Origin of the sequence: Croceitalea sp. P059, assembly GCF_031846365.1 — a bacterium.
GTDB lineage: Bacteria > Bacteroidota > Bacteroidia > Flavobacteriales > Flavobacteriaceae > Croceitalea > Croceitalea vernalis.
This window is the reverse complement of record NZ_JAVRHW010000002.1, coordinates 664,634-679,183: the sequence shown is the minus strand read 5'-3', so window position 1 is coordinate 679,183 and position 14,550 is coordinate 664,634. Positions and strand designations below refer to the sequence as shown.

Sequence of the window (14,550 nt, the reverse complement as noted above, 5' to 3'; positions counted from 1 at the left end):
TTAAGATTGTGGGCCATTTCTTTATTTCTATTTGAGATTAATTGGTTTATCTAAAAACATATTATCTCTTAATGGAGCATGTAACTTTGAGTTTGACACTTCTTCACCAGTTCTAATTACTTCTCTAAAAATAGATTTGGAAGTAACACCAGTAATTTCTTGAATAGCTCTTGCAAGTAGAGGTTCACTTAAATTGCCGAGCTGTCCAAGATTTCCAAAATCTTCTCCAAGCTCAATGTCTGGCGCTAAACCATTAGTGTAATCGAAAAAGCCGTCAGCATTTTCATTACGTCCTACCAAAGGCTGAATTGCCCAACTATTATTCGGATTTATTTGATTTTCTCGAGATGAATTATAAACATAATCATTTTCAGAATCATCAATTAATGTGATTGAAAACTCGTTTTTTCCTCGTGTGGTCTCTCCGATATGAATAATATCTAAATAGGGTGCTAAACCATTCATCACCAATTCGCTCGCTGAAGCGGAACTATTAGTTGCAATTACAAAAACTCTATTTAGATTTAAAGTATTTATAGGAGTTCCCGCTCCAGTGGTTGAGGCAAAATAATCTTCTAACTGAGATGAGCTTAATTGTTCTTGAACTTTTGCATTCCACCGTTGTTTTATATATAAGTCTTGAGTTCTAGTACCATAAATCATACTTGCTAATAACCTTGAAGAATTAACAGAACCTCCAGGATTATAGCGCATATCAAGAACTAAATCTGTAACTCCATTAGCTACAAATTGGCCGAAAGCAGCATTCAGTTGTTCATCAAAACCACGAGTGAAACCATTGTACATTAGATAACCGATTTTTTGACCATTTACATCAAGCGTAGTAGCTACTAAAACCGGATTTTCGGTCAAACCTTCTAACTTAGTTAGTGAAACCTCTTCTTCTATATCAGTAATTGTTGAATTTTCAATTGTTGCAAGGCCTAGGGTATAAGAGTCATTATCTCCAAATAATAATTCTCTATAATTATCTAAATTTAATTGTTGACCATCTACTCTTGTAAAAATGTCTCCTCTTTGTATATCCTTAGTCGCTGCGTCTGAATTTGGAATGATATATCGCACGTATCCAAATATATTATTACCATCAGAAAATTGTACTAAACCAAATTCCAATCCATTGTTTTTCGAAATACCATTAAGGCTATTTACCAAAGTATTATAATCTTCATTAGAGAAACTAAAACGATCTTCTATGAATTGAATACTATTATAAAAATCTAAGGGATTAGGAGTTGCTTGTAAAAATTCCGTGTAAACCTCATTATTAGCAAACCTGTCATCAGCGAGATCTGGGACTTCTGCTTGCCAAAAGTACCAATCATTCATGGCGTTCCACATAAAATTCTGCACCGTTACATCACCTGAGGTGGGATTTAAAGGATTATCATCATTTTTATCACAAGAGATGACTATAAAACCTAAGCCAACAAATAAGAAGAGAAGTTTTTTCATAGTGTTTTTATAATTTCAATAGCAATTAGTATTCCAAAGTAGCTTCTTTACTATAACAACTTTAGTTTGAAAAACCCTAAAATACTTACATCTAATAAATTTTTAATACTATTTGTAACAATATTCGTTATGTTTCGTCTTCAAGTTGTAAGTCAGTAAATGATTTATAACAATTCAACCACCAAATGCAACAAAAAGAGTTTTTAAATCTTGTGATGCCCTTTAAGGATAAGCTGTTTAGACTGGCGAAGCGATTGCTTGTGTCAAGAGAAGAAGCTGAAGATGCAACTCAAGAGATTTTATTAAAACTATGGTCAAAAAATGAGGCAATGAGCCAATATAAAAGTGTTGAGGCTTTTGCTATGACCATGACAAAGAATTTCTGTCTAGATCGATTGAAATCTAAACAAGCTGGTAATTTAAAATTAGTTCATAGTAATTATAAAGATGAAAATACTAGTCTACAGAAACAATTAGAAATTGAAGATAGTGTTAGTTGGGTAGAACGAATAATGGATGAATTACCAGAGCAACAAAAATTGGTCTTGCAATTGAGAGATATTGAGGATTATGATTTTGATGAAATTTCAGATATGCTCAGTATGAAACCGACAGCAGTTCGTGTAACATTATCAAGAGCGAGAAAAGCAGTTAGAGAAAAATTAATGCAAAAGCATAGCTATGGAATCGGATAAGAACATAGAAAAATTATTAGAAAAATATTTTGAAGCAACGACAACAGTTGTTGAAGAAGAAACATTGCGAGTGTATTTTAATCAAGAGGGCGTAGCATCGCATCTTGAGCAATACCAACCTATGTTCACTTATTTTTCTAAAGCCAAAGAAGAACAGTTTACAAAAGTAACATCGCTATCGGAACCTGTAAAACCTAGAAGAAGATTCAATTATAGATGGGTTTCCGTTGCGGCGGCAGTAGTGTTGGCATTTGGTGTGTATTTCGGTAATGATTATCGAGAACAAAGAGAGGCCCAAAAGGTCTATTTACAAACAAAAGAGGCTTTAAATCTTTTAGCAGTAAATTTTAATAAAGGCACTGAAAAAGTTGCTTTGTTAAATGAGTTTGAAGTCGCAAAACAAAAAGTTTTAAGTAATGATTAATAATAACAAAATGAGAAAGAATATTTTAATTCTATTAGTAGCCCTATTACCACTTTCTGGGTTTTCACAATCGCTTTTTGATAAGTATGAAGAGTTAGATGATGTAACATCAGTTGTGGTGAATCAAAGCATGTTCAATCTATTGGCAAAGATTGATGTTGAGGTAGATGATCCTGAAGCACAAGACTTTGTAGATATTGCAACGAGTTTAAAGAGCCTCAAAGTATTTACAACAGATAATCAATCTATTGGAGCAGATATGAAAGCTTCTGTAAATGGTTATTTAAAGAAATCGTCTTTAACTGAATTAATGCGTATTAAAGACAAAGATGCTAATGTGAAATTTTACATTAAAGAAGGTAAAGATAGTGATCATGTTAGTGAGCTGTTAATGTTCGTTACCGGACTTAAAGATGTTGATTTAGAGGTTAACGATAGAAAATTTGAAACAGTATTACTTTCATTGACTGGGGATATTGATTTAAATAAAATCAATTCATTGACAAAAAAAATGAATTTACCAGATGAATTAAACAAAGCTGGTAACAATTAATAGTCAATTTGCAAAGAGCGGTTGTCAGTTAGTCTTATGGTTAACTGACAACTATACTTTAAAAAAAATCAATCAAAAATCAAAAACGAATAACATGAAAAAATTTATAATAATAGCGTTGGTAGCTTTATTACCTGTTCTAGGTACATCACAATCTGCTTTTGACAAATATGAAGATTCTGAAAATGTAGGTTCAGTAATCATCAATAAAGGTCTATTAGGTATTGTAGCAAGTATGTCTGCTGACGAAAATGATAAGGAAACTCAAGAATTCATAGAATTAGCAAAAAGTATCGATAATATCAAAGTCTTTATGTCAGAAGATGCATCGGCTTCTGCTGATATGGCGAAGACCATGAAAAAATATGTAAAATCAGCTTCGCTTGAAGAGTTAATGAAGGTTAAAGATGGTGATACTAATGTTAGGTTTTACATAAAAAACGGCCGAAACTCTAACCGGGTTACAGAATTATTGATGTTTGTGACCGGAATAGATGAAAAAGCAAAGGGTAAAAATGGACCGCATTTTGAAACTGTGCTTCTGACAATGACTGGTGATATTGAGCTGAGTAAGATAGGTTCACTTACAAATAAAATGAATTTACCCAAAGAGCTAAAAAAAGCTAAAAGAGGTAAATAATTATTACAATTAACTGTAACAAAACAGCCAAAAATCATACTTATTTATAAGTCAATCAAAAAATATAAAACAATGAAAAAAATAATTAAAAGCACCTTATTACTTGCAGTTATTTTGCTTGGGTCATGTGCTTCACAACAAAGCCTTCAAGAGTACTATATAGATAATCAAGAAAATCCTAATTTCATTTCTTTAGATATCCCTGCAAGTATTTTGAAAATGGAGGTAGCAGAATTAACAGATGGTCAACAAGCAGCTGTTAACTCTTTAAAAAAGTTTAATCTTTTGGCTTTTAAAAAGACCGATAAAAATTCTAGTGACTTTAAGATAGAAAAGGCTAGAGTGAAAGAGATATTGAAAAATGATGATTTTGTTGAGTTAATGAAAATTAATTCACGGTACGGTAAAGGAGTGGTAAAGTATCTTGGAGACGAAAATGCTATTGATGAAGTTATCATTTATGGTGCAAGTGAGGAACAGGGTTTTGCTTTGGTTCGTGTATTAGGGAAAGATATGAATCCAGCTCATATTGTACAGCTAATGCAAGCCATTCAAAAATCAGATTATAATGGAGAAGGCCTAGGGGAAATAGGTAAGTTCTTAAAAGGATAATCCAAACTCAACTAAACTTGAAAATCCTGAAATGCAATTGCACTTCAGGATTTTTTTATGGTATAGAATTGATACTTTCTTAAAAAAAAGTGGTGACCAAATTGTTATATTAGTGTCAGAAAAATATATAACACTAAAACCTATATAAACAATATGGAAAATTTATCAATGGAAAGCATAATGGGTTACGTTGAGACCTATGGAATACCAGTTTTAAAAGCCATTCTCGTATACATTATTGGTTCTTTTATTATCAAGAAACTAGTAGGTATTTTAAGAAAGGTAATGGCTAAAGGAAGTTATGATGAATCATTACAGAAGTTTTTGATGAATTTGGTTTCTTGGGCTTTAAAAATATTCTTAATAATAACAGTTATTGGTACGTTAGGAATTGAAACTACTAGTTTGGCAGCTGTAATCGCCGCCGCAGGTTTAGCTGTTGGTTTAGCCTTGCAGGGATCACTTTCAAATTTTGCAGGAGGAGTTTTAATAATGATTTTTAAGCCTTATAAAATTGGCGATTTAGTTGAAGCTCAAGGAGTATTAGGAGTTGTAAAAGAGATTGAAATTTTTACTACAAAATTAGTTTCTCCAGACAACAAACTCTTGATTGTACCAAATGGGGCAATGGCCAATGGAAATATTGTAAACTATACAGCAGAAGGTAAGATCCGAGTTGATACCGTGATTGGTGTTGATTACGCATCTGATATCAAACAAACAAAAGATGTTTTATTGGAAGTATTAACTTCGAATCCACTGGTTTTACAAGATCCTGCACCATCCGTTAATGTTATGGAATTGGCTGATAGTTCAGTGAATTTTGCTGTACGTCCTTTTTGCAAACCTGAGCATTATTGGGATGTCTACTTTGGAACATATGAAAATTGTAAAATAGCCTTGGATAAAGCAGGAATTGAAATTCCATATCCACATGAAGTTCAGATTAATAAATAATTTGAATCTACAATTTTAAAAAATTAAAGACCGCTAAAAAGCGGTCTTTTTTAGTTTTATAGGCTTACTATATGCCAGTATAGTTAGAGGGGTTTATTTGTTTTAGCTCAGTCTTAATATCATCCGAAACTTCTAGGGTTTCAATAAAACTGGAAATAGATTGCTGGTTAATTTTTTCATTAGTACGAGTTAGTCCTTTCAAAGCCTCATAAGGATTTGGATAACCTTCTCGTCTCAGAATTGTTTGGATAGCCTCAGCAACAACAGCCCAGTTATCCTCAAGGTCTTGTTCAAATTTAGAGCTGTTCAAAACAAGTTTATTCAAACCCTTTAAAGTAGATTGAAAAGCAACCACAGTATGAGCAAAAGGTACACCCACATTTCGGAGTACTGTACTGTCGGTTAAATCACGTTGTAGCCTAGATACTGGTAGTTTGCTTGAAAGATGTTCAAAAATTGCGTTTGCTAAACCAAGATTTCCTTCTGAGTTTTCAAAATCTATTGGATTTACCTTATGTGGCATAGCTGAGGAGCCAACTTCACCTTTCTTTATCTTTTGTTTAAAATAATCCATTGAAATATAAGTCCACATATCTCGGTTTAAATCAACTATGATGGTATTAATGCGCTTTAAACAATCAAATAGCGCAGCCATATGATCATAGTGTTCAATCTGAGTAGTAGGGAAGGATTGGTATAAACCTAGTTTTTCTTGGACAAATTCTTGTCCAAATTTTTTCCAGTCTATTTGTGGGAAGGCAACTTTGTGCGCATTATAATTACCTGTTGCTCCGCCAAATTTTGCGGCCGAAGGAATATCATTTAGTAAATCAAACTGTTGTTTTAAACGTTCAACAAAAACACCAATTTCTTTACCCAATCTCGTTGGACTTGCAGGTTGACCGTGGGTTCTAGCCAACATTGGTATTGCTTCCCATTCTTTAGCTAAAGTTTTAAGTTTATCAAAAACTTCAAAGTATAAGGGGACATAAACATCATTCATTGCCGATTTAATTGAAAACGGAATTGCTGTATTATTAATGTCTTGTGAAGTCAATCCAAAATGGATAAACTCTTTATATTTCTGTAATTTTAAGTCGTCAAATTTTTGTTTGATAAAATATTCGACTGCTTTTACATCATGGTTGGTAATCTTTTCAATGTCCTTAATTGCTTGAGCATCACTGGCTGAAAACTCCAGATAAATTTTTTGCAAATCAGCAAACAATGATTTGTCAAAATCTGACAATTGAGGTAAAGGAATTTCACATAGCGCAATAAAATATTCAATTTCAACTTGAACCCGATATTTGATTAAAGCTTCTTCAGAAAAATAATTACCTAAAGCTTCAGTTTTATTTCGATAACGACCATCAATAGGAGATATAGCGCTTAGTTGATTTAAAGACATTTTGCTAATTTTTGAGAAAGCGCAAAGATACTTAATATTAAAGATTTATATTCCTTTTGCAATAAGCTTCTCAAGGGTTTTTTTGCCTCTGCTTTTATATCCAGCGGTGCTATTTCCAATGGTTGTTTCCAAGATTATTTTCAATTCTGGGTAGATCCAATCAAACCGCTTTCCTAATTCAAATAACGAAGACATTGCAAACACTTTTGTTGCCACTTTATGATTACCAATGAACCAGTCAAAACAAACATCAACTAATCGTTCTAATTGTTGATTGGTAATTACGTTTACAAACTCTTTTTCACCTTTAAAATATGCTATAGTTATCAATTCACAAGTGTGGGCCATGGGCCGAAGACATGATTCTGAAACTAAGTTTTTAAGTTCTTTACTAAAAAATTCAAAATGGGGTAATAGATATTTTAATTTTTTTCTCATTAAATGGTCAAAAACCCAGCTTGCATTAAAATCATGCTCTTTATCTTGTCTAAATACTTCTTGAAGTAGCATTTCAGTAAGATTAGGGTAATCCATCAATTCTTTTACTAACTCATCTATTTCAGTTTTAGATAATCGCCCTGAATTAAGCCTTCTATAAAGTTGCTCTTCTTTCAATTTTTATAAATTGGAATTTAATTCGTTTACCAATTGCGGTACACCAATACTAGCTGAAGATTTTAGAATTGTTAAATTTTCGAAATCATTTTTGGTAACACTCGGTTTCGGATCAATAAAAAAAATTGGGGTTTCAGATTTCACATAATTCACCAAACTCGCTGCCGGGTATACTTGCATTGATGTTCCAATTATAATTAAAATATCGGCTGTATAAGTTATTTCAATTGCTCTTTCGAGCATCGGCACCATTTCACCAAACCATACAATATGAGGGCGTAGTTGATGCCCATCTGTTCCTAAATCGCCTATGTTCAAATCTTTTTTCCAATTCAATACGAGATTTTCATTTACTGTACTTCTTACTTTGAAAAGCTCACCATGCAGGTGTAAAACTTTTGCACTTCCGGCTTGCTCATGTAAATTATCAACGTTTTGAGTAATGATATTTACTTCAAAATTGGTTTCAAGTTCAACTAAAGCCAAATGACCAGCATTTGGTTTTACTTTTAATAACTGATTTCTTCTTTGATTATAAAACTCTAAAACCAATTCAGGATTTTTTGCAAACCCTTGTGGAGAGGCTACCTCCATAACGTCATGACCTTCCCATAAACCATTGGCATCTCGAAAAGTTTTCAATCCGCTTTCTGCACTAATTCCTGCACCTGTTAATATTACAATCTTTTTATTCATAACATGAATGATTTTAAAATTACAAATTTCATTCAGGGCTAACATCTAAAAACTATACTTATTTCTCGCAAAAATGAATTTCGTATTTTTAATCACAACCAATTAAAAATTAACAAGATGACTACAGTATTATACATTGTTGCGGGTCTCATTTTTCTGATAATAATTTTGACTCTTTTAGCTCCTAAGACTTATGATGTTTCTCGTTCAATAACTATTGAGAAACCCAAAAAAGACGTATTTGAGGTATTACGTTCACTTAAAAAGCAAGATGAATGGTCACCATGGGCAAAAAAAGACCCTAATATGAAAAAGGAGTTTAAAGGTGTAGATGGAGAGGAAGGGTCGGTAAGTTATTGGTTAGGGAATAAGGAAGTAGGTGAAGGTGAGCAAGAAATTAAAAAAATTATTGATGGCGAACGTATTGAAGGGGAACTACGTTTTATGAAGCCCTTTAAATCTGAATCAAACTGTTATTTCATCACCGATGAGATTTCAGAGGGAAACACAAAAGTCACTTGGGGCTTTTCAGGAAAAAACAAATTCCCGATGAGTATCATGATGCTATTTATGAGTATGGATAAAATGGTAGGTAAGGACTTTGAAGAAGGACTTTCAAATCTGAAAACTATTATGGAAGGCTAGCATGAATAAAAATATGATAGGTTGGTTTGAAATTCCTGTTACTGATATGAAGCGAGCCCAAACCTTTTACGAAACAGTTTTTCAAATAGAAATTCAAATTCATGATTTTGGAGAAGCGGTTATGGGTTGGTTTCCAAGTGCAGATGGTAAGCCAGGCAGTTCAGGTTCTTTAATACAAAAACCTGAATGGTATATTCCAAATTTTAAAGAAGGTGTTTTGATTTACTTTTCCTCTGACGATGTTCAAAATGAATTAAACAGTATAACAGCTGCAGGTGGTCGTATATTAAAACAAAAAACGCTAATTAGTCCTGATATAGGGTATATGGCTCTTTTTCATGATTCCGAGGGCAATCGAATAGCTTTACATTCAAAAAAATAGACTATTCCATTAACTCTAATAAGGCTATATCAAAATCATTTTCTAAAATAACCTTATTATTACTAACGATTACTTCAGTTTCTGAGTAGGTATCGTAAAGTCTGGTGCCATTTCCAAAAAAGCCTTTTACCCAAAGCGATTTTTTACCTTTTGGAAGATTTAAGCCAATAACTACTTTGTCTTTATACTCGCCGTTAACATAGGTTCTTGAGAACACATAAGGAGATTTCGCTAAACGTTTATGTTTTCCCGCTCCAACAGCAGGGTGATTAGCTCTAAATTGCCCTAATTTTTGCCAATGACTATGAACTCTTTGGATAGATGGAATACTATCCAAATCTTCCCAATTCATATAAGAACGTAGTGTTGCATCCCCTTCTGTTCCTTCTATAACAAGTGGTCGAGAAGTTTCATCTCCATAGTACACTTGAGAAGCCCCCGGAGTTAACAATAATACATTGGCCGAATAAAATGGTTTTTTTCGTTCTTTGTCAAAAGGACTACCATCATCGTGTGAGGTTAGGTAATTAAGAACACTTTTCTCCTTAAGTTTTGTATTGAGTAATTTATTATACTTTCTGAAAATGGTTTCATAATCTTTCTGAGCATCATATTTTAACTCAAAATTGATGAGACTTTTAAATCCATGATTAAAAAAATCAACTTTTTTATCACCAAAATTAAATAATCGCCCTGTTGAAATACCATAATTATAAACTTCTCCAACCATAAAAAATGGGTTATCATCTAACACTTCATTCGGATGTTTTTTCTTCCAAGTTTCAAAAGCGTATTCTGATTCTTGATATAACTCCGTCCAAGCATTTTCATTAACGTGTTTAACGGTATCTACGCGAAAACCATCTACACCAAATTCATGAATATAATCTGTTAACCACTTGATAATATAAAATCTAGGAGCTCTGGGGTATCCTGTTCTTTCAAAAAACAGGTTTAATTCATCCAGTTCTTGACTAAGTCGTCCTTCCTCTTTCCATTTTGCTAATAATGCATCTGGTAATTCTACCGGTACGTCAGATTCCGTTAAAATATCAGGTAAATTATCTACTAGTGTACATGCGGTAGTATTATCATAGGTTGTGAATTCGCAGGTGGGATCTGTTCGAACCCACTCTTCTGGCCAGACAGGGTCTATTTCTGTTTCAGGTCCAGTATGGTTTAAAACTACATCCAACAAAATTCTTATACCCTTGGCATGTGCTTTCTTAACTAAATTCTCAAGGTCTTTACTTGTACCAAAATTCGGATCTATTGCCGTCCAGTCTTTTGCCCAATAACCGTGATAGGCATAAGTATTGCCAGTTCCTTCATTAGTTGCTCCATGAACTTGCTCTATAATAGGGGTAAACCAAATTGCATTAATACCTAAATCAGTAAAATACCCTTCATCGATTTTCTTAGAAATACCATCAATATCCCCACCTTCAAAGCCTCTTAAAACAGCTGTTGAATCTGTTCTTTCAAAATTCACATCTTTTTCAGGATTGCCATTATTAAAACGATCTGTAAGTAAAAAATAGATATTAGCCCCTTCCCAAAAAAATGGCACTTCTTTTTTTACTTCCTTCTCTGTTGTGGCAACAACTTTTTCTTCAGAAATGGTTTCTTTTTTTACTTTTTTACAACCTAAAAGAAAGGTCAATATCGACATTGCGATAAGTAGTTTTTTCATCTTTGAGGAATTTCTCTAAAACTATAAAATGCATATCGAATTATAAAATTTATTTCCTCAGTATTCAATAGTGGAGCAATACTAGTGCATGTTGACCATAATAGAAATCACAACTATTTACGGTTCAATACTTTATATTCTTCATAGCAGCTACTAATTGCATCTAATATTTGAAGATCATTAGCTGTTTGTATGAAGGATTTTGAATAATTACAGTTGTTCAAGATGTCTTCAATATCCATTTTTTCAATTTGCAGCAATTGGATGAGTGTTTCCCGATCAAATTTAGAAGCCAGCAAATCTCTAATATCATCATCTTCTTTCATCTGTCTTAACTTTCGCATTTGTTGTGGTTTCTTCCCAAATAAATTCCGCAACAAATCCGCAGGATTTAAGATAGCCCCTAAAACTTTGGTAACTGCACTTGGGTTCTTATTTCCTCCTTCATAGCTTTTGTTAAGACCTGAAATACTATATTGATATCCGGAATTTACCGGTAAGTTTTTTACATCAATTTCTAAAAAGCCAGTAAGTTGATAAGGTCTTACAATTACTTCTTCTAAGGCGTATGCCAATTCCGTTAGTGATATTTTGGTGTCTTCAAACTTGAACATATCATTGGTAACTCGAACCTTTTGTGGTTTAAAGCCCAAATAGGTTAAATATAGCGTATCATTAACAGCAGCATCAATTGCAAATTGTCCGTCTTGATTTGTAATAGTACCCTTAACTTGATTTAAGTTGATAATGTGAACACTCTCGAGCGGAAAGTTCGTTTGAGCATTTATAACGGTTGCTTTGAGTTCTTGAATAATTTGAGAATTCTCATTGTTCTGAGAAATACCTAGGGCAGTAAATAGAATAAAAACAACAGGTAAAAGTTTATTCATGTAACAATTTTGTTAACTAAAAATACAAAACAAAGCAAACAAAATGGCCCAGCCCCAATATTTAGGAACATCTTAACTAATAAAAACCAGGTTTTCTTTTTCCCTTAGGTTTTCCTGAGCCTCCTGATCCTCTTGAATTTCCTCTACCTCCTCCTTTAAAAGATGAATTGCGATCTCTTCTACCACCTCTATTGCGATCTCTTCTGCCACCGCCGCCTCGACTGCCGCGACCACCGCCTGGATTTTTGGAAACCTCAACATTTACAAAACGACCATCTACTTTAAAATCTGAAAAAGTCTCTAAAATTAGTGGTGTGAATTTTGCTTCTGTGTTGAAAAATGAAAAAGTATCTTTTGTGTCAACTTTATAAATATCATCTTTTTCAAGACCTAATGTGTCTCTTAAAAAGTCTTTTAATGACATCCAATCATAATCATCACGTTCTCCAACGTTGATGAAGTATCGCACAGAACCATCTTTTGGAATATCGCCAGCCTCAGATCTAGATCCTCGTTCTCTTTTGTTTGAACGGTCATCAGAATTTAAATCTCTGGTTTTATTATAATAATTAAAGAAACGTGTAAACTCTACAGAGACTATTTTTTTTATTAATTCATCACGGTCAATACCGTCAAGAACTTCATTAATTGCAGGTAAATAGACATCAACATCTTCGTTGATTTTTGTGTCTTTAATTTTATTTACAAGATGATATAGTTGTATTTCGCAAATTTGAATTCCGGTTGGAATTTTAACTTCGAGAAAATCTTGTTTAATTTTTCTTTCAATTGCGCTTATTTTTCGAAGTTCACTTCGGGTAACAATAACCATTGAAATACCTGATTTACCTGCTCTACCAGTTCTACCGCTTCTGTGGGTATAGGTTTCTATTTCGTCAGGAAGTTGGTAATTTATAACATGAGTAATATCATCAACATCTATACCTCTTGCAGCCACGTCGGTTGCTACTAGCATTTGAATTTGTTTTTTTCTAAACGAATTCATGACCAAATCTCGTTGGTTTTGACTCAAATCACCATGTAAGGCACCTGCATTGTAACCATCTTCAATTAACTTTTCAGCTACCCTTTGAGTATCACGCTTTGTTCTACAAAAGACTACAGAGAAAATACCTGGGTTGGCATCTGCTAAGCGCTTAAGTGCTGGGTATCGGTCACGTCCACTGACTACATAATATTCATGTTGTACGGTACTCGCCCCTGCATTTTTGGCCCCTACAGTAATTTCTTTAGGGCTATGCATAAATTTTTTAGCAATCGTAGATACTTCTTTCGGCATCGTAGCCGAGAATAACCATGTAGATTTCTCTTTTGGAGTATTTGAAAGAATATCTTTTATGTCTTCATAGAAGCCCATATTCAACATTTCATCAGCCTCATCAAGAATGCAATAATCTATTTTTGAAATGTCAACTAAACCACGACCAATCATATCTTTCATACGACCAGGAGTTGCAACAACAATCTGCGCTCCTCTTTTAATTTGTCTTGCTTGATCAGTTATGCTTGCACCTCCATAAATGGCTACAATGTTTACACCTTTTTCATATTTAGAATAAAGTTGCATTTCATTCGTGATTTGCAAACACAATTCTCGAGTAGGTGATAGAATTAAACCTTGGGTAGTTCTGCTAGCAGCATCAATTTTTTGTATTAGCGGAAAACCAAAAGCAGCAGTTTTACCTGTGCCTGTTTGGGCTAGGGCAACCAAATCGGTTTCATCTTCTAATAAAATTGGAATTGCTTTTTCTTGAACTTCTGAAGGGTTTTCAAACCCTAAATCTGTAATTGCTGATAACAAGGACTTTTGAAGCCCTAAACTTTCAAATTTTGACATGTATGTTTATAAGTAATCGCGAATATGTGTGTTGCATAGAGCGTTTTTGACTTATAAACCTTTGCTCAGCGCAGCACCTGCCATACCGGCGGCGTTATTAAAGCTGCAAAGGTACTGCTTATTATTTATGTAGCATTGGTAATTACAGATAACTTTAAACCAGCTACTTATAACTTCGAAAGATAATTTATGAGCTGTTTGATAGCTTTGGCTCGGTGACTGATGGTATTTTTTACTTCAAGAGCTAACTCCGCAAAGGTTTGATCATACCCATTAGGAATAAAAATTGGGTCATAACCAAAGCCCTTAGTTCCTTGTTTTTTTTCACTAATTCTTCCTTCTATTATACCTTTAAAAATATGATTTGTAGCACTGGTGTTTAATGCAATAACCGTTTTGAAGTGAGCATTGCGACTTTGGGCTAATTTTAAATTTTCAAGTAATTTTTTCATGTTATCCTCCGTATTTTTTTGTTCTCCTGCATATCTAGCAGTATGAACACCAGGCGCACCATTTAATGCATCTACTAACAAACCCGTATCATCTGAAAAGCAAGGAAGCCCAAAGTTTTTAGTCACAAAATCAGCTTTTATTTGAGCGTTTTCTTCAAGTGTGTTCCCAGTTTCGGGTATTTCATCTTTACAGCCAATCATATTTAAAGAATACAACTCAATATTTTTAGGCATCAGTAATTTCACTTCTTTAAACTTGTTCGTATTGTGAGTGGCAAAGACTAGTTTCATTTTTTTATGGAAAGTGCTGTTATGATTACTAATGTAGTACTTAAAAAATGATGAAGTTAATTTCCACGAATATTAGAATTTTAACTTTCAAAAGTGACAATTATCTTTCGGTTATTTTTCTACCCTTTTGAAATTTTCAATTTTTTGGACACCGCATATGGGTTTATGCCCTGAGCGAAATAAGGTTTTTACTTATCTCGACGGTTTTAGTCTAGTTTTATTTTGAAAAAAATTAGTAAAACCAAATGAAACGAAACAAA

Annotated in this window: 16 protein-coding genes; 8 read left to right on the top strand and 8 right to left on the bottom strand. The window is 33.4% G+C overall.

Features of this window, described 5'->3' with window-relative positions:
- Positions 1 to 27 precede the first annotated feature (27 nt).
- A complete protein-coding gene (locus RM542_RS09375) occupies positions 28 to 1,476 on the bottom strand; it encodes a S41 family peptidase (RefSeq protein WP_311385485.1) in 1,449 nt (482 codons plus the stop codon).
- 185 nt (positions 1,477 to 1,661) lie between these two features.
- Between RM542_RS09375 and RM542_RS09370 the strand changes: the two genes are divergently transcribed.
- The 6 genes from RM542_RS09370 (at position 1,662) to RM542_RS09345 (ending at position 5,357) form a co-directional block, all read left to right on the top strand.
- Complete coding sequence (locus RM542_RS09370; protein ID WP_311385484.1) at positions 1,662 to 2,171, top strand: sigma-70 family RNA polymerase sigma factor; 510 nt, start codon at positions 1,662 to 1,664, stop codon at positions 2,169 to 2,171.
- On the top strand, positions 2,158 to 2,595 hold the full coding sequence (locus RM542_RS09365) for a hypothetical protein (RefSeq protein WP_311385483.1): 438 nt from the start codon (positions 2,158 to 2,160) through the stop codon (positions 2,593 to 2,595). The genes RM542_RS09370 and RM542_RS09365 overlap by 14 nt, the downstream gene beginning before the upstream one ends.
- Positions 2,596 to 2,605: 10 nt before the next feature.
- Complete coding sequence (locus RM542_RS09360) at positions 2,606 to 3,148, top strand: DUF4252 domain-containing protein (RefSeq protein WP_311385482.1); 543 nt, start codon at positions 2,606 to 2,608, stop codon at positions 3,146 to 3,148.
- Positions 3,149 to 3,242: 94 nt separating this feature from the next.
- Positions 3,243 to 3,788 (top strand): DUF4252 domain-containing protein, encoded by a 546-nt coding sequence (locus RM542_RS09355; RefSeq protein WP_311385481.1) that lies wholly within the window; start codon positions 3,243 to 3,245, stop codon positions 3,786 to 3,788.
- Positions 3,789 to 3,860: 72 nt separating this feature from the next.
- Positions 3,861 to 4,400 (top strand): DUF4252 domain-containing protein, encoded by a 540-nt coding sequence (locus tag RM542_RS09350; protein WP_311385480.1) that lies wholly within the window; start codon positions 3,861 to 3,863, stop codon positions 4,398 to 4,400.
- 153 nt (positions 4,401 to 4,553) lie between these two features.
- The gene (locus RM542_RS09345) at positions 4,554 to 5,357 is read left to right on the top strand and encodes a mechanosensitive ion channel domain-containing protein (RefSeq protein ID WP_311385479.1); all 804 of its coding nucleotides are present in this window, start codon (positions 4,554 to 4,556) and stop codon (positions 5,355 to 5,357) included.
- Positions 5,358 to 5,424: 67 nt separating this feature from the next.
- Here the strand turns inward: RM542_RS09345 and purB are convergent, their stop codons facing one another.
- From purB to RM542_RS09330, 3 genes are read right to left on the bottom strand one after another with little or no spacing between them, the layout of a single operon-like run.
- A complete protein-coding gene (gene purB, locus RM542_RS09340) occupies positions 5,425 to 6,768 on the bottom strand; it encodes an adenylosuccinate lyase (RefSeq protein WP_311385478.1) in 1,344 nt (447 codons plus the stop codon).
- A gap of 45 nt (positions 6,769 to 6,813) precedes the next feature.
- Positions 6,814 to 7,383, bottom strand: coding sequence for a hypothetical protein (locus tag RM542_RS09335; RefSeq protein WP_311385477.1), 570 nt, complete (start codon positions 7,381 to 7,383; stop codon positions 6,814 to 6,816).
- 3 nt (positions 7,384 to 7,386) lie between these two features.
- Positions 7,387 to 8,079, bottom strand: coding sequence for an NAD-dependent deacylase (locus tag RM542_RS09330; RefSeq protein WP_311385476.1), 693 nt, complete (start codon positions 8,077 to 8,079; stop codon positions 7,387 to 7,389).
- Between the two features lie 117 nt (positions 8,080 to 8,196).
- Between RM542_RS09330 and RM542_RS09325 the strand changes: the two genes are divergently transcribed.
- Positions 8,197 to 8,724 (top strand): SRPBCC family protein, encoded by a 528-nt coding sequence (locus RM542_RS09325; protein ID WP_311385475.1) that lies wholly within the window; start codon positions 8,197 to 8,199, stop codon positions 8,722 to 8,724.
- A gap of 13 nt (positions 8,725 to 8,737) precedes the next feature.
- Positions 8,738 to 9,106 carry a VOC family protein gene (locus tag RM542_RS09320; RefSeq protein ID WP_311385474.1) on the top strand — a complete coding sequence of 123 codons (369 nt, stop codon included), beginning with the start codon at positions 8,738 to 8,740 and terminating at the stop codon, positions 9,104 to 9,106.
- Position 9,107: 1 nt separating this feature from the next.
- Here RM542_RS09320 and RM542_RS09315 read toward each other — a convergent pair whose 3' ends face one another.
- From RM542_RS09315 to RM542_RS09300, 4 genes are all read right to left on the bottom strand, one after another.
- Entirely contained in the window at positions 9,108 to 10,799 is a 1,692-nt protein-coding gene (locus RM542_RS09315; RefSeq protein WP_311385473.1) for an alpha-amylase family glycosyl hydrolase, read from the bottom strand.
- Positions 10,800 to 10,912: 113 nt separating this feature from the next.
- Positions 10,913 to 11,689 (bottom strand): carboxypeptidase-like regulatory domain-containing protein, encoded by a 777-nt coding sequence (locus RM542_RS09310; protein WP_311385472.1) that lies wholly within the window; start codon positions 11,687 to 11,689, stop codon positions 10,913 to 10,915.
- Positions 11,690 to 11,765: 76 nt separating this feature from the next.
- A complete protein-coding gene (locus RM542_RS09305) occupies positions 11,766 to 13,547 on the bottom strand; it encodes a DEAD/DEAH box helicase (RefSeq protein ID WP_311385471.1) in 1,782 nt (593 codons plus the stop codon).
- 167 nt (positions 13,548 to 13,714) lie between these two features.
- Positions 13,715 to 14,290, bottom strand: coding sequence for a non-canonical purine NTP diphosphatase (locus RM542_RS09300; protein ID WP_311385470.1), 576 nt, complete (start codon positions 14,288 to 14,290; stop codon positions 13,715 to 13,717).
- Between the last annotated feature and the right edge of the window lie 260 nt (positions 14,291 to 14,550).